Here is a 14,586-nt window from a genome sequence, read left to right on the forward strand (position 1 = left end):
TCACAAATTGATGTTTCCGTGTTTTCTTGGAAGTTGTTTTTCACGCTTGTTTGCAAGCATACGTAATGCTTTGATTAACATAGGTCTTGTTTCAGCTGGATCAATTACATTATCAACAGTTCCATGAGATGCAGCAACGTATGGATTCTCAAATTTTTCTGCAAATTCATCGATTAATTGTTTTTTTAGTTCTTCTGCATCATCTGCAGAATCAAGTTCCTTTCTATACATGATTTTAACTGCTGCCTCTCCTCCCAAAACGGCACATCTGGCAGTGGGCCATGCATAATTAATATCAGTTCTAAGATTTTTACTTCCCATTGCAATGTATGCACCACCATATGCTTTTCCAATTACTAAAGTAATTCTTGGAACAGTTGCTTCACAATATGCATATAGTAACTTACTTCCATGTCTAATGATTCCATTATGTTCTTGATTAGATCCTGGCATGTATCCTGGAGTATCAACCAGAGTAATTATTGGAATGTTAAATGCATCACAAAATCGAATGAACCTAGCTGCTTTGTTTGATGAATCAATATCAAGGGCACCTGCAAGATGAATTGGTTGGTTAGCAACAATTCCTACAACTTGACCATCCATTCTTCCATAACCTACAACAACATTTGGTGCAAATAGTTCATGTACTTCAAAGAATTCATGATTATCCACAATTGAATTAATAATTTCTTTCATGTCATAAGGTTGTAAAGGATTTTCAGGAATGATGTTAATCAAATTGTGATCCAATCTATTTGGATCATCATCAGTCTTGATTTTTGGAGGTGCTTCAGCATTGTTTTGAGGTAGATAAGAGATTAATTTTTTGATGTAATCCATACATTCGTACTCATTTTGTGCAACAAAATGCGCAACGCCACTTTTTGAACCATGTGTCATGGCGCCACCAAGATCATCAAATGAAATTTCTTCACCAAGAACAGTCTTAACCACATCAGGTCCGGTAACAAACATTGTTCCAACTTTTTCCACCATTATTACAAAGTCAGTCATTGCAGGAGAATATACAGAACCACCTGCTGAAGGACCAATACTTGCAGTAATTTGAGGAATAACTCCCGATGCTAATTGATTATGATAAAATATATCTGCAAATCCATCAAGACTCATAATTCCTTCTTGAATTCTTGCACCACCAGAATCCATAATACCAATAATTGGACAACCAGTTTTTACTGCATGATCCATCAATTTAGTAATTTTTTTGGCACCCATCTGACTTAGGGTTCCACCAAGAACAGTAAAATCATAAGCAAAGACAAAGATTTGCCTACCGTTTACATTTCCATAACCTCCAACAACACCATCTGTAAAGAATTTTTTCTTCTGCATTTCATATTCATGGTAATGATGTGTAGTTAATGGATCAATTTCAGTAAAAGTTCCTTCATCAAGTAAAAGATCGATTCTTTCACGGGCAGTTAATTTACCTTTATCATGTTGGGCTTTGATTCGATCCTGTCCCCCACCTTGTAATGCTGTGTTATTTCTTTTAGTATATCCTTCAATCTTTTCAGAATGCATAACAGTGATCTAACTCAAGTATGGTTACTATATTAATTTAGTTTTAGAATTAAAATATCATGTGATTTTGACAAAAATTCACAGATCATTGTTTTTTTAGAATTTCAAGAGTTAAGAATTGGAAATTTCTTGTGTGTGGATTTCTGATAAGAAATAAAAGCATCTTTTTCTCCACTGCACTTTTTACATATACATAATTGGGAAACGTTAGAAATATCACAAGTTTCCTGAAATTCACATTGAAGACAACCAGCTGATCCTCCACAAACGCTACATTGTAATTCATTAATTTGAGCACATTTTTCATGTTTTACACCTAATCCTTTTGCCCACAATCCAATTTCATTGATTTCTATTTTTTCATTACAGACAATACATGTGCCTGGAAATTTCATGGGAATTTTTCGCCAACTCATTGAATTAGTTCAATCTCCTTTTCAATAATATCTCCAAAAGTTTCTTCGAGTTCTAATTCCAGAGTTTTATTTTTAATGCAAAATAAAACATAAGGAAGACACAAAGTTACACAAGCACTTGAAGACATATGTAATTTTTTTGCCATTATAGATGATAATGATTTGATTTTTGCACCATCCCAACGAATTCTATTAAGTAATGGCCATGAAAGATTGTATTGTGCATATCTAATTCGATCATCATTTTGATATAATTTTATCAGAATATCATTTAGGTATCTCAAAAGTCTCCAATTCTGAGTTTTCATAATCTTTCCAAAAAGCATATCAGCATTTGAAATAGTTTCCAAATAGTTTGCAAGACTTGAGTTATCCAAAGTACTAGAGACAATACTAGAATAAAACGCATTGATTTTTTCCCTCGGATCAATTTGCATTGAATATAAAACAACTCTAGCTTCTTCAATCGAATTTGCTTTAAAGAAAGCATTTACACCATCTTCGACGTTGATATTTTCAAAAGTTGTTTCGGTTTGAGGATTAAAACCAGTAACTAAAGATTGGGCAAAGTTAATCATTGAACGAATATCCCCTTTAGATTTATCAATTACTTTGATTAATGAACCAGGACTTAGTTTTGCATTTTCTTTTTTCAGAATATTTTCAAGATAGACTCTAAGTAATCTAGGAGGAATTTTTTTGAAAGAGATTACTTTAACTACTTTTTTTATGCTTTTCATTTTATCGGATGTATCATTATTTGCAGCAAGAATAATTGGTACTGTAGGTTCTTTCAAAATATCAACAAGTGCTGAAGCTCCACCATAATCACCACGTCCATGAATTCCGTCAACTTCATCAACAAAAATCATTGGAGTTCCCAGAACGCTTACATTACCCAGAACAGGCGTAAGGATTTCATTAATTCTAGATTTACTTCTAACATCGCTTGCATTTAGTCCAATCATATCATATCCAAATTGCTTGGCCACAAGATATGCAATAGTAGTTTTTCCAATACCGGGTGGACCAACTAGAAGAAGAGGTTTGGTACCCTTTTTCCATTTTGCAAACCATTCCATAATTGCAGTACGCGATTCTTCATTTCCTACCATATCAGAAATATTCTGAGGTCGGTATTTTTCAGACCACATCAATTTTATCACTTAGGAAGTTTAGATTCAAAGTCAGACCATTTGTTGATCTTTTGTAATTTATTATACCAAAATTGATTGTAATGTTCAACAGTTAAAAATAAAAATTCCAGAAATTCTTTGTGTGTGAAATCTTTAGGCAATAATTCCAGAGTTAGTCTTGCATCTTGCAAATACAGATTACTTTTTTCCATAGTTATTTCGAATCCTTTTTTCACATCATTTGCCAACAAAGAATAGTAAAGTGGCCAGGAAGGGATTTTTACAAATCCATTTTTTATAGAATCTTCAATTTCATTTCCGCACCCAACACCTTCGGCAGCTCTTGCCATACCTAAATAGAAAATTTCTCCCAAGGGTCGTTCAGCAAGAGCCATATTTCTACCAGCAGTTCCCATGACAGCACGATATTTTTTGTAAGATAAAGTCATCTCTTCTTCAGTAATAGTAGTTGGTTTTGACTTTAATTTCTCATCCAAGTATTGTCCAACTCTAGCATCTTTAAATCCGTCTTCAAATTCTTTTAGAACTTGTTCACCACCTTTTGAAATTTTGTCTCTAGCCAATTTTAAGATATAAGGATTCATGAGTTTGTAATCATCAAGAAATTCCAAGTCTTCATCTTTATCTACAATTCTATCCATAGGTTCACTCAAATCAATTGCCAGAATATGTCCTTCAACCATATCTTGTTTTAATTTAGGATCACTCCTTCCAGAATATTCTGCCGCAGCATCAAACAATCCATTAAAAACAGGAAATGTCATTTTTACAAAATTAGAATTTAATATTCGGTTTACCCTATCTCGTATAACTTCAATAGTTTCTAATTTAGATTTTATAGGATCAATTTCAGATGCATTAAGAATAATTTCAGTTGAGCCTACTTCGTCACCAAAGGCTTGTTGAGTAAAGTTAGGATTTGTATCAGATTTTATTTCATTTAATAGCCCTTGTGCGAATCTTTCTGTAAAGTTAGGAAATTCACTTTCTGTTTCTTCCTTGTACTTGTTAAATAATTTGAAACCTTTTGATTTAAACAAAGCCTGTTTTATTATTTGTTTTCCAGGTTTGGTACTCATCAGAGATTCTTTACTCACAACAGATTGATCTTTACCACTCACAAACGTAAGCTTCTTTATTGTTATTTATGCTTTCAAAATAAAAAATTTTCTTCACTTAAATTACGAAGTAAAAAATATTCATTATGCAAACAGTGGATATTCTCAGGGAAGCATCAAATAGAATTTTTGAAAATGTAAAGAATCTTGCAGGTACTGAACATGCTGCAGGAGATTTTGGAATAGGTGCAGGCGGAGATATTTCAAGAAACATAGACATAGTTGCTGAAAAAACAGTTTTAGATTATCTTAAAGAAATTAATTTTGAATGTATTGTTTTAGGTGAAGAATGTGGACGAGTGGAATTATCAGACAATCCTAAGGGGTTTATTATAATGGATGCAATTGATGGTTCTGCAAATGCAGTTAGAGGGATTCCATTTTTTTGCAGTTCATTGGCATTTGCAACTGAAAATAAACTAAGTTCAATCACTGATGGTGTAATTACAAATCTGGCAAATGGAGAAATGTATTGGGCTTCAAAAAACAAGGGTTCATTTTTTAACGATCAGCAAATAAGAGTTCGTAGTAATGATCCCATATACAAAATAGTGGGAGTCAACATATCTGGTGCATCAGATAATTTGGTTAAACGAGTACTTCCCATATTTGAGAAACACGAACATCTTAGACATTTTGGTGCAAATGCTTTAGAAATGGCATTTTTTGCTAGAGGATTGCTTGATATTTTTATTGATTTACGAGAAAAAATTAGAATTCAAGATATTGCTGCAGGATATCTAATTGTAAGAGAAGCTGGAGGATTATTATTAGATTCAGATTTAAATCCACTAGATGCAGATCTCAGTTATGATACCAGGATTTCTTTCATTGCAGCATCGAATCAGAAAATTCTTGACGAAATAATGTCATTAATCGATCAATAACAGATTTTATTTTGAATCATATCGAGAAATTTAGCAATTAATTTGATAGATTAGAACAATGTTGAAACTTTTGAATCAATCATAACAGAAATATATTTATCCAAAGTCACGAAAAAACTTCTTGTATGGTAACTGAGATGAAAGCAAAGGTCGTCTATAGTGAATTACTAAAAGAAGATCTAGTAATCATACGACTAGTACCAGAAAATGGTATGCCTCAATACAAAACAGGTCAATTTTTAACAATAGGACTTCCAATACCATCAGAAAAAAAAATAGTAAGAAGAGCATACTCAATTGCATCACATGCAGAAAATAGAGATTACTTTGAATTTGTAATTAGATGGGTAAGGAAACCGCTTCCAGGAAGGGTTACAACCGAATTGTTTTATCTTAGCGTTGGTGATGAAGTATACCTTGGTGAACCAACAGGTGCTGCATTACAAATTAGTGACAAGCTGCCTAATGGACAAAAAGACAATAGAAGAGTAATTTGCGTAGGAGGAGGCACGGGATTAGCACCATTTATTGCATTTGCTAAACATTTCCATGATACAAATGATAAACGAGAAGTAATTGTTTTACATGGCGCAAGTTATGTAGACGAATTAAGCTACAAGCGCCTCTTAACTGATTTAGAATTAGAAAGTGAGAAAAGAGGGAGAGACAAATGGAATTTCAGATATAGAGCTGCAATTAGTAGACCGAAAGAGTATTTCAATAGATCATGGAATGGTCATGTTGGAAGAGTAGAGTCGTTTTTCCAACCCAATAAAAAAACAGGGTTATCACCAGTAGAAGAAATGGTAGGTGAAGAAATAACTCCAGAAAATACAATCATCTACATTTGTGGTTATCAGGGAACTATTGATGGTGTAATGGAATATTTAGGACCAAAGGGATTTGTAACAGAGCATGAAAAAAAGCCAGATGGTAGTTTTGCTATAAAGTATGAGTCTTATGGATAGAGTTTCTCAAAAGAATCATTACACATACAAATTTCTCGATCTGTGAAACCTAGAATAGTTGAATTAATGCATACCTGTGGATTTTTATATTGATTATTTTTCATCAAAACATGGCACAACTGAAGTGTAGAGATTATGGTTTTGAGTGTGATTTTGTAGCAGATGGTGAAATGGAACAAGTTATTGAAAATTTTAGAACACATACAGACGACGAACATGGAATAGATTATTCTAAAGAAGCCGTTATGCAATTTCTTTTAAGAAAACAAGGTTTGTAAAAATTAAGTATCGAATCGTTTCATTCTAGCAGACAAAACAGGTAATTCTTTTTCAATGATTTTCTCAACTGCTGGAACAATACCAGTTCTAGTCCTTACACTTTCTTCATAAATTTCCGCAATTTGATCTCTAAACAATAATTTGATTCCGGGAAGAGCAGTAATTCCCTCATCAACAGTTCGAGGTTCAGATAAATCTAAAATGAGCGTACCTTTTGTTTTTTCTTCCATTACTAATCTAATTCTATCATATGTGATTAAGAAGTAATCAGATGTAGTTGCAACAAAAACAATATCATACTTATCAAAACCTGTTAAAACATCATTAAAATCTATAGGATTTCCACCAAGAATAGTTGTAAAACCAGTTGCACGTTCAAGAGTTCTGCTTGTGACATCAAATGAGATACCCTTTTTATCTAAAGCTTTTACAAGCGTTGCTGCAGATTCACCAGTTCCAATAAGTAACACTTTTTTCTTAGAATCAAGGCCTGCCTTTTCATCCACAAGTTTTACCGCAACATCACCTAAAGATACAACATCTTTTGAAATTCCTGTTGTATCCCTCATTCTAGTTGATAATCGAATTACGCTTTCAAATAATTTATTTAGAATTGGTCCTGATGTACCAGCATTTTTTGCATTTGTAATTGCGTTAACAACATCATCAAATACATTTTGCCATCCAACAACTAACGCATCTAAACCGGAAGTTAGTCGTAAAAGATTAAGATACACATCATCACCCTTGTAAACCTCCAGAGTTTGATCAAAATGATCTATATCAATTTGTTCTAATGAAGATAAAGATATCCAAGTGTCTTTAATTTGATTTAACACAAGTACTTTACCTTCAGGTCTTCGTGCATCGGGTGAATCATCAGTCTCAACATTACTAACTGTAAAGATTTCAACCCGAGTTGCAGATTGAATAATCACGCATTCCTCAACACCAGGAATTTTTTTAAACTCTACACATGCAGCGTTTACATCTTTAAAGGAAAATTTGGATAATGTGTGTATGGGAACATTTTTGAAAGTTACTCTTGCATTCATTACATCAAAAGATATTTTGCTCAAATCATTCACCCATTATGCCTTTATTTTATCCCGTCCGCCTTTGGCTGTTCTAAAAACATTCATTCCAATATAGAAATTTTCATGTAAAGATTCCAAATAAACAATTTCATTTTCAGCATCTTTAAGTTCTTTTTCAGATGCATCAGGATTATTTTTTAATTTTTCAAGTTTTATTTTTGATTCTTCTAAAAATGAATCAACACCACGCTCGTAATTTGAAACTCCGCCAAACTCTGGACTAAGTACATGTTCTGGAACATATACAGGAGTTTGATCCTGAGGAATCTCTGCTTGTCTGGTTAGGGATTCTTGTTCTTCTTGTGAGAGGATTGGTCTAGGGAATCGATCTTTTTTATTTAAGAAGAATTCAGGCTCACCCATTTCCCGTCTGAATATTTCTTCACCTTGTCTCTTAAACGTGTAATCAGATTTCTTTGCTGCATCGGCTTTAACTTCAGCAGCTATTGCTTTGTATTCTTCCTCAGCTGCTGCTTCTGCTTCAGCTTTGGCTGCTTCTGCTTTTGCAAGAGCTTCTTTTACTGCAGCTTCAGCAGATTCTACAGCTTTTGCTGCTGCTTCTGCTTTTGCAATTGCTTCTTCGGCTGCTTTTGTTTCTCCAGCTGCTTTTGCTTCTTCAACCTTTTCTACTGCGGCTTCAGCAGATTCTACAGCTTTTGCTGCTGCTTCTTCAGCTATTTTAACACCAACGGCAGTATCTTTGACAGATGTCTCATCAGAAGATGAATCTACAGATTCTTTTTTATCTTCAGACATCAAATTTTACTAAAATTGCCTGAATTTTAATATTCTTGTAGATAATTAAGCGCTAGTTTTTTGTCTTCAATCATGAAAATTCTGATTGATCGCAATAAAAATTCAAATTAGTATAATAGAAACTATGAGTTATCCTCATAAGGTGGGGGATCAGTTCGATACTTTTATTGACTTAGGCATGAGTCCAAGGATTTCTATTATTTTGTGATAAAAGAGACACAAAATTCTATAATTCCAAAGTTTCACAAGTTCCAGAACCACATGCAGGACAATTAGAGATTGCTTTCAATCCTATCGTTCTGTTAAATATACAACCACAATCCGTACACACTCTAAGATCTGCTTTCACCATGATTTTTAAAACACCCCACAGATTTTGAATATTTGTGTCATAGTATTGTCCTGAGACCCTTACACCTATTTCTTATTGTTACTTCAGTAATGCCTGCAGCATCGGCAATGTCTTTTTGAGTTCGGTTTTCTTCCAAATCTATACTTGCAAGATATAATGCAGATGCAGCTAATCCCATAGGGTGTTTTCCGGCAAGGGCATTTTGTTTTTCTGCCTTTTTTAGAATTTTCATAGCATGTCGTTTTGTTTTTTCTGACAATTCAGCATTACTTGCAATTTTTGCAATGCATGAAACAGAATCAGCAACAGGTATTTTCAGTTCTAATTCTTTGAAAATCAATCTATAGCTTGCAGTAAGTTCTTTTCTTTTTATTCCCATTGACGATGCAATTTCTTGCAATGTACGTGGAGTCTCAGATTCACGACATGCAGCATAAAGTGCAGCTGCAATAAGGGCAGCAATAGAACGTCCTCTGACTAGTTTTTTCTCCAAAGCTTTTCTATAGATGTAAGATGCCTTTTCTACAACTGCATCAGGCAAGGACAGTTTTTCTTTTAATTTTAAAAGCTCTGATAATGCTTGTTGAAGATTTCGCTCATCATTATTTTTCATATGACTTCTATTATCCCATTTCCGAAGACGTTTCAAAGAAGATTTCATTGAAGCAGATAATGGATTTCCAGAAGAATCTTTGTCAAAGGGATTAATCATAGTACTTAGACCTCGATCGTGTCGTGTCAAGGTTGTCTTATCACCAGTATGAGATCTGTTGACGGTAGAATTTGTAAATATCCTCTCAGATCTACTGTCATTTACTTTTTCATCCAGTACCACACCACATTTGGAACAGAATACTTCCTGAGAGTCTACATCTGTAATCACAGTATTTTTTCCACATCTAGGACATTTTGTTTCTTGTAAACTCATAATAAAATCAAAAATACTTTGCACTAGTGTTCTGCATGTCTCTTCAGTTTTTCAGACATTGTGATTAAACTGGTTTCAAGTCTTTTAGGGCTTGCAATGTAAAAATCGGCATAAAAATGACCGTCATCTTCAAACCATTTTGTATCAATTCCCTTACTATGCAAAAGAGAGATTGTCTTGTGTTTTTCTTCAAAATCGGAGAATCTTCTCTGTCTGATTGGTTTTAGATCACTTTTTACAAGAGAGTAGTCATAATGATCAAAGGTGCTCTCAATTTTTTCCATATCAAAAATTCTCAAAACGGAGAACGCAAAGACAGGGTCTTTGTCTGAGAATTCTAAATCAGATTCAGATTGCTGTTTTTTAATTAATTCAAAAAGATTTGAGAATGCCTTGTATCCAATATAGCCAATGCAGCCAGTTGCAATTATCAGATCAGACCGTGGGATATTTTTGATAGGTAGATTCCCAGACTCTAAATTAACACATATTCCTTTTTTGCAAAGCCCCAGATTTTCAGAGAATTTGAGTGCAGGTTCAGATATATCTATTTGATAAAAATCAAACGTGTCATCATATGAAAGATTTTCAAAAATTTGTTTTGATTGTTCAATTGAAGGCTCCTGTTCTAAAAAGAAATCATCCAATTCAGACATTTTCAAATCATATTTCATCAGCGCAGAATTGATTCCATAAGAACTTCCAATATCCATAATGTTAATTTTTTTTGAAAGTTTTTTGTAAAGTTGTTTTGCAATAGAAAGATACAACGGTTTTGTTTTATCAGGAATGCGATAGTCCAGCCTTTTCATTTCTTTGAGATATGCATTTGGAAATTTCTGTGTGTAAATGTTTGTAAAATCTTTTTTTACTGCCAGCTCTTCCATGTTGGCAAAATGTTATCATGCCACCCGTTATAAAACCATCGATGAGATGGTTGGATATTGTAGTAACATCATAAAGTGAACATTAGTAATCCATATGTTTGGACATACAGTAATTCTCATGCCCCAACTGAAAACACGAGGAATACTTGTCCCACCAACTAAACAGAACCCTAGGAATTGGGCTCAGGAAGTTAATTTTTCAATTTTTACAGTATTCTTAAATCAAGAAAAAACGTGTTGAAAGAATTAGAGTTTTGATTATTTTCAATAGACCAATGATTACATTAAAGATGACGTTTTTGAATTAGTGTTGAGGAGATACAAACCTAAAATCTCGTATAGATTAAGAGAAATCCCAATAAAACAGATCAAAATATGGAAAGATGCTCAGGCACGAAAGCTTGACAGGGAAAATATTTCAGAACTGGCAAAATCTATTAAAAACGAAGGATTGTTGAATCCACCTCTAGTTCAAAAAGAAAATAAAAATACATACTTGCTAATGTCAGGACAGAGGCGACTTGCAGCAATGAAAAGGCTGGGTGCAAAAAAGATTCCAGTACACTTGCTTAGCAAAAAAACAGAGTATGATCTTGAAAATGCAAAGGCTGCATCGGTAGTTGAAAATATTCATCGAAACGATATGAACCACAGGGAAATTGCAGATGCGTGTAAGTTTTTGACTGAACAGGTTGGCAAATCATCAGCTGCAAAATCAATGGGAATGTCACTTGCAACATTAAACAAATATCTCGGATTTGCAGGTGTTCCTGAAAAACTGAAATTATTAGTGCCTTCACTAGTTTCAAGAGACGAAATTACAAGATTATACTTTATTGTTCCAAATGTAGCAAAAGCTGAAAAAATAGTTCAAAGAATATCAGGTTTGGATCATATCTTACGTAAAAAATACCTAATTGCATTGTCTCATACTCCAAAGTCATCACATCAGAAACTTTTGAAACGCGCGAAATCTCTTCGAGTTAAACAGAACATATCATTGAAGTTATCCAAAACAAATGCCAAAAAACTAGCAATTGAATCAAACAAGAAAGATATACAGCCGGATGAATTAGCAGGCAAGATAATATCAGACTATCTAAAACGTAAAAAAAGTAGAACGCGATAGAATTTTTTCAAGTCTTAACAGATATTATTTTTCATCGAATGTATTCTCCAGGCATCCAATATCACAGTATTTTTCAAATCCGATAAATTCTTTGTTACATATTACACATTTTTTTACTAGTCTCATAACATAATATGTCATTTCTAGAATAAAAAATGATCAATACATGTAATCTATATAATCTGAATTTTGTAGATTCTTTTGGTATTCAATTATTGCCTGATTGATGTTTTCTAATTCTTTTTTATTCATATGATTTAACATATGATTGATTTTCAGACCAAATTTCTCAATATTTTTAATAATTTCATCAGTCAACTAAAAAATGTCCAAAAAAGAAACCCATTTAAGATTTATTGTATAATGCGATCATCGGATTTTTTTGTTATAAAATTTCCAAATGTTCCAATTTTATCATAACAGAGATAATTCATCGTTTGAGATAAAACTATTCATGGATCTAAATGTGGGACTACCCAATCTTATGCCATATCCATTCTATGTTCATGACATCTTACATATGAACATGGAAGCAGTCTATGACTTTTACTTTACATTTTCTATACAACCAAGAATGTTGGCATTCATAATTTTCAAAAGAACAGAGTCAAATAGTTTCAATTTTTGAAATATTGTGAAAACTCCAATACTATCATTTAACAGCAATCAGAAATTCAAGATAACTTGGAAAATAATGCAAGTCACTTAAAAATGGAATATAAAAAAATTAGTTGCTTCCGATAAGAAACACAACTTGGATAGATGTTGTGATGTCTTGCTCGGAAGAAAACACAGGAGTTGAGGACATAATCTTTGATTCAGCCATTGCAAAATCTCCACTAAACACTGGTTGTGGGTATGGCATTCCAAATTCTGAAAGGGAGATGCTCTTTACTCCAATTACAGTGTGGTCAAGTGGATCTAATGCTTTTTTTGCCTTTGATTCTGCATTTGTTATTGCTTGTTCTAATAAATCATCTTTGAGGTCCATTTGTTTTTGTGGAGATAGAGAATAATACACAGAATCAACTCTGTTTACTCCTGCATCCACACCATTGTCTATGATGGATGCTGCAAGATTGAGTTTTTCTGTTTCTACGGAGAGAATGTTCGACACCTTATATCCCACAAGTTCTCTTGTTTGAATTCCCAAAAACTCATCACTGATATATTCATAGACAGGGTAGATATTCAAAGAAGATGTACTAATTTCTGACTCTGTAATTCCAACAGATTTTAGTGCTGAAATCACATTCTCCATCATCTTGGAATTTTCCTCCAGTGCTTGTTTTGCAGTAGGTTTCTGAATCTCTATGCCAAAAATGACACTCAGAAGATCAGGATCTACCGATGCTGTTGCCATGCCTGTAACTGATAGAGTCTTTTCCAATGAGAGAATTGATGCCGATTGTGCATTTGCCTCAGGATACAACGCTCCAAAAGAAATAGACACTGCAAGTACTGCAAGCATAGCAATAACTAGCTGTTTTGATTTCTTCATGATTTTAGATAATGATATTTTGAAGATAAGGTTTGATTAAATTTCAATTTAACCAGAAATCTTAATAACACAAATTAGAATAACAATGGTTCAATGAATTCGGATGATATTCCAGATTTATCAGACAGGGTAGATATTTTATCTACGGAAGATGAAAAATTAAAAACAATTGGAGAAATATTGTCATCCGATTCGAGTAGAAATATTCTCAAGATTTTGTTTAATGAATCACTTACTGCAAACCAAATAGCACAGAGAACAGAAATGTCTTTGCCACTGGTAATACACCATTTAAAAAAAATGCAATCAGCTCAAGTGATAAAGATTACAAATGTTGGAAAAAACTCAAAATCACATGACATGAAATATTACACAATTGACAAATTTGCAATTGTGATTCTTCCTACTGCCATGACCCAATCTGCAAAGAAAAGTAAATCACTGTTTAATTCCTTTACAAGAATTCATAGACTTGCAACACTTGGGGGCGTCTCAATTGCAGCATGGTTTTCATCACAATTTCTTCAAAATCAAACTAGTATTCCAGTAGTACAATCCAAGGTATCATCTAAGATATCTGAATCATCAGAGTCTATGATGATGCGTTCAATCCCTGAACAGTCAGAAAATATACAAGATGCATTACCATCAAGCTCATCTGATCCGCAAATTGGGGTTTTATTGTCTGTAGTTGTAGTTCTTTCAGTCATAGTTTCAGGATTGATAATTGAGTTAATAATCAAACAAAAATTAAACGCTGCAAAGTACAACTAGTTGGAACTGATCATTATATGAATACACAAAAAATAATTTCTGTACACTAACGTCGTAGATTGCTCATGAGTAAATTTTATGTACAAATAATAAACAAGGAAACAAGATTAAATTTCCCTCTAAAACTGCCATACATTGATTTCATTTATTCGCCATAAACAATCTGGAGAATAGAACTATTTCTGATAACTTCTGGAGTAAATTGAACATTGACTGTAACTTTGTTGTTAAAATCAATGTTCACATTATCAAACAATGATTTGTATTTGTCTACCGCTCTTCTGTTTCCTGTAAAGCCAAATCCAGTTTTTACAAGTAATCCCTGCTCTATGAGGAAATTGATTTTCCTGTATCCTGATGTTCTAGGAAGGTTTAGTTTTTCAATGATTTCAGAAATTGTCCATGGCTCCCCAATTGATGCGTTGAGAATTTTTGACATTTCATCATCACAGAACGCCTTTACGATTGATTGGCTGATTTTTGAATCAGATATTGCAAATCTCTTCTCAGACTTGTCTTTGTTCGATTTGATACTACAAATCTCCTTGAGGAATTTTTTTTCCAGACCCGCTGCGCCTGCTCCAAAAAATTCCCTCAAAACGTAGTCTATCTTGTCAAATTCTCTCATTGCAGAAGTAATAGATATGCCAAATTTTTCAAATAGTCTATCCTGTATCTTGCGAGAAGTATTCTCACCTAAATTGTCTCGAATTATTCTTTCTAGTGATTCTGCAAGAAGGGAATCCACGCCAGACATACCTTCATTAGGTAATACTTTCATATTAATTC

General features: G+C 33.4%; 17 protein-coding genes. 5 read left to right on the forward strand and 12 right to left on the reverse strand.

What is annotated here, in order from left to right:
* From OO712_RS08960 to OO712_RS08975, 4 genes are all read right to left on the reverse strand, one after another.
* Nucleotides 1–1,548, reverse strand: coding sequence for an acyl-CoA carboxylase subunit beta (locus tag OO712_RS08960; protein WP_109876486.1), 1,548 nt, complete (start codon nt 1,546–1,548; stop codon nt 1–3).
* 104 nt (nt 1,549–1,652) lie between these two features.
* Nucleotides 1,653–1,964, reverse strand: coding sequence for a hypothetical protein (locus OO712_RS08965; RefSeq protein ID WP_109876487.1), 312 nt, complete (start codon nt 1,962–1,964; stop codon nt 1,653–1,655).
* Nucleotides 1,961–3,118 carry an AAA family ATPase gene (locus tag OO712_RS08970; RefSeq protein WP_109876488.1) on the reverse strand — a complete coding sequence of 386 codons (1,158 nt, stop codon included), beginning with the start codon at nt 3,116–3,118 and terminating at the stop codon, nt 1,961–1,963. The genes OO712_RS08965 and OO712_RS08970 overlap by 4 nt, the downstream gene beginning before the upstream one ends.
* Before the next feature lie 8 nt (nt 3,119–3,126).
* The gene (locus OO712_RS08975; protein ID WP_263970054.1) at nt 3,127–4,242 is read right to left on the reverse strand and encodes a hypothetical protein; all 1,116 of its coding nucleotides are present in this window, start codon (nt 4,240–4,242) and stop codon (nt 3,127–3,129) included.
* An 83-nt stretch (nt 4,243–4,325) separates the two neighbouring features.
* Between OO712_RS08975 and OO712_RS08980 the strand changes: the two genes are divergently transcribed.
* From OO712_RS08980 to OO712_RS08990, 3 genes are all read left to right on the forward strand, one after another.
* On the forward strand, nt 4,326–5,126 hold the full coding sequence (locus tag OO712_RS08980; protein ID WP_109876489.1) for an inositol monophosphatase family protein: 801 nt from the start codon (nt 4,326–4,328) through the stop codon (nt 5,124–5,126).
* 125 nt (nt 5,127–5,251) lie between these two features.
* Complete coding sequence (locus OO712_RS08985) at nt 5,252–6,094, forward strand: FAD-binding oxidoreductase (protein WP_109876490.1); 843 nt, start codon at nt 5,252–5,254, stop codon at nt 6,092–6,094.
* Nucleotides 6,095–6,204: 110 nt separating this feature from the next.
* The gene (locus OO712_RS08990) at nt 6,205–6,372 is read left to right on the forward strand and encodes a DUF1059 domain-containing protein (protein ID WP_109876491.1); all 168 of its coding nucleotides are present in this window, start codon (nt 6,205–6,207) and stop codon (nt 6,370–6,372) included.
* 3 nt (nt 6,373–6,375) lie between these two features.
* Here OO712_RS08990 and OO712_RS08995 read toward each other — a convergent pair whose 3' ends face one another.
* From OO712_RS08995 to OO712_RS09015, 5 genes are all read right to left on the reverse strand, one after another.
* Entirely contained in the window at nt 6,376–7,452 is a 1,077-nt protein-coding gene (locus tag OO712_RS08995; RefSeq protein ID WP_109876568.1) for a glutamyl-tRNA reductase, read from the reverse strand.
* 12 nt (nt 7,453–7,464) lie between these two features.
* Complete coding sequence (locus OO712_RS09000) at nt 7,465–8,226, reverse strand: hypothetical protein (RefSeq protein ID WP_109876492.1); 762 nt, start codon at nt 8,224–8,226, stop codon at nt 7,465–7,467.
* A 226-nt stretch (nt 8,227–8,452) separates the two neighbouring features.
* Nucleotides 8,453–8,578 (reverse strand): hypothetical protein, encoded by a 126-nt coding sequence (locus OO712_RS09005; RefSeq protein ID WP_263970055.1) that lies wholly within the window; start codon nt 8,576–8,578, stop codon nt 8,453–8,455.
* Nucleotides 8,579–8,615: 37 nt separating this feature from the next.
* Complete coding sequence (locus OO712_RS09010) at nt 8,616–9,506, reverse strand: transcription initiation factor IIB (protein ID WP_109876569.1); 891 nt, start codon at nt 9,504–9,506, stop codon at nt 8,616–8,618.
* 23 nt (nt 9,507–9,529) lie between these two features.
* Nucleotides 9,530–10,393 carry a hypothetical protein gene (locus tag OO712_RS09015; RefSeq protein WP_109876493.1) on the reverse strand — a complete coding sequence of 288 codons (864 nt, stop codon included), beginning with the start codon at nt 10,391–10,393 and terminating at the stop codon, nt 9,530–9,532.
* Between the two features lie 307 nt (nt 10,394–10,700).
* Between OO712_RS09015 and OO712_RS09020 the strand changes: the two genes are divergently transcribed.
* Nucleotides 10,701–11,522, forward strand: coding sequence for a ParB/RepB/Spo0J family partition protein (locus OO712_RS09020; RefSeq protein WP_109876494.1), 822 nt, complete (start codon nt 10,701–10,703; stop codon nt 11,520–11,522).
* A gap of 159 nt (nt 11,523–11,681) precedes the next feature.
* Here the strand turns inward: OO712_RS09020 and OO712_RS09025 are convergent, their stop codons facing one another.
* Both OO712_RS09025 and OO712_RS09030 read right to left on the reverse strand, forming a co-directional pair.
* On the reverse strand, nt 11,682–11,840 hold the full coding sequence (locus OO712_RS09025; RefSeq protein WP_264953678.1) for a hypothetical protein: 159 nt from the start codon (nt 11,838–11,840) through the stop codon (nt 11,682–11,684).
* Between the two features lie 409 nt (nt 11,841–12,249).
* Nucleotides 12,250–13,023, reverse strand: a complete 774-nt coding sequence (locus OO712_RS09030; RefSeq protein ID WP_109876495.1) for an SIMPL domain-containing protein — start codon at nt 13,021–13,023, stop codon at nt 12,250–12,252.
* A gap of 93 nt (nt 13,024–13,116) precedes the next feature.
* Between OO712_RS09030 and OO712_RS09035 the strand changes: the two genes are divergently transcribed.
* The gene (locus tag OO712_RS09035) at nt 13,117–13,797 is read left to right on the forward strand and encodes a winged helix-turn-helix domain-containing protein (RefSeq protein ID WP_109876496.1); all 681 of its coding nucleotides are present in this window, start codon (nt 13,117–13,119) and stop codon (nt 13,795–13,797) included.
* A gap of 145 nt (nt 13,798–13,942) precedes the next feature.
* Here OO712_RS09035 and OO712_RS09040 read toward each other — a convergent pair whose 3' ends face one another.
* Entirely contained in the window at nt 13,943–14,578 is a 636-nt protein-coding gene (locus OO712_RS09040; protein ID WP_225866828.1) for a helix-turn-helix domain-containing protein, read from the reverse strand.
* Between the last annotated feature and the right edge of the window lie 8 nt (nt 14,579–14,586).

The organism is Nitrosopumilus zosterae (assembly GCF_025998175.1).
Lineage (GTDB): Archaea > Thermoproteota > Nitrososphaeria > Nitrososphaerales > Nitrosopumilaceae > Nitrosopumilus > Nitrosopumilus zosterae.

Excerpts from the sequence above, each read along its gene's own strand:
- OO712_RS08960 (WP_109876486.1), bottom strand. The coding sequence starts at position 1,548 with ATGCATTCTGAAAAGATTGAAGGATATACTAAAAGAAATAACACAGCA.
- OO712_RS08965 (WP_109876487.1), bottom strand. The coding sequence starts at position 1,964 with ATGAGTTGGCGAAAAATTCCCATGAAATTTCCAGGCACATGTATTGTC.
- OO712_RS08970 (WP_109876488.1), bottom strand. The coding sequence starts at position 3,118 with ATGTGGTCTGAAAAATACCGACCTCAGAATATTTCTGATATGGTAGGA.
- OO712_RS08980 (WP_109876489.1), top strand. The coding sequence starts at position 4,326 with ATGCAAACAGTGGATATTCTCAGGGAAGCATCAAATAGAATTTTTGAA.
- OO712_RS08985 (WP_109876490.1), top strand. The coding sequence starts at position 5,252 with ATGGTAACTGAGATGAAAGCAAAGGTCGTCTATAGTGAATTACTAAAA.
- OO712_RS08990 (WP_109876491.1), top strand. The coding sequence starts at position 6,205 with ATGGCACAACTGAAGTGTAGAGATTATGGTTTTGAGTGTGATTTTGTA.
- OO712_RS09000 (WP_109876492.1), bottom strand. The coding sequence starts at position 8,226 with ATGTCTGAAGATAAAAAAGAATCTGTAGATTCATCTTCTGATGAGACA.
- OO712_RS09005 (WP_263970055.1), bottom strand. The coding sequence starts at position 8,578 with ATGGTGAAAGCAGATCTTAGAGTGTGTACGGATTGTGGTTGTATATTT.
- OO712_RS09010 (WP_109876569.1), bottom strand. The coding sequence starts at position 9,506 with ATGAGTTTACAAGAAACAAAATGTCCTAGATGTGGAAAAAATACTGTG.
- OO712_RS09015 (WP_109876493.1), bottom strand. The coding sequence starts at position 10,393 with ATGGAAGAGCTGGCAGTAAAAAAAGATTTTACAAACATTTACACACAG.
- OO712_RS09030 (WP_109876495.1), bottom strand. The coding sequence starts at position 13,023 with ATGAAGAAATCAAAACAGCTAGTTATTGCTATGCTTGCAGTACTTGCA.
- OO712_RS09035 (WP_109876496.1), top strand. The coding sequence starts at position 13,117 with ATGAATTCGGATGATATTCCAGATTTATCAGACAGGGTAGATATTTTA.
- OO712_RS09040 (WP_225866828.1), bottom strand. The coding sequence starts at position 14,578 with ATGAAAGTATTACCTAATGAAGGTATGTCTGGCGTGGATTCCCTTCTT.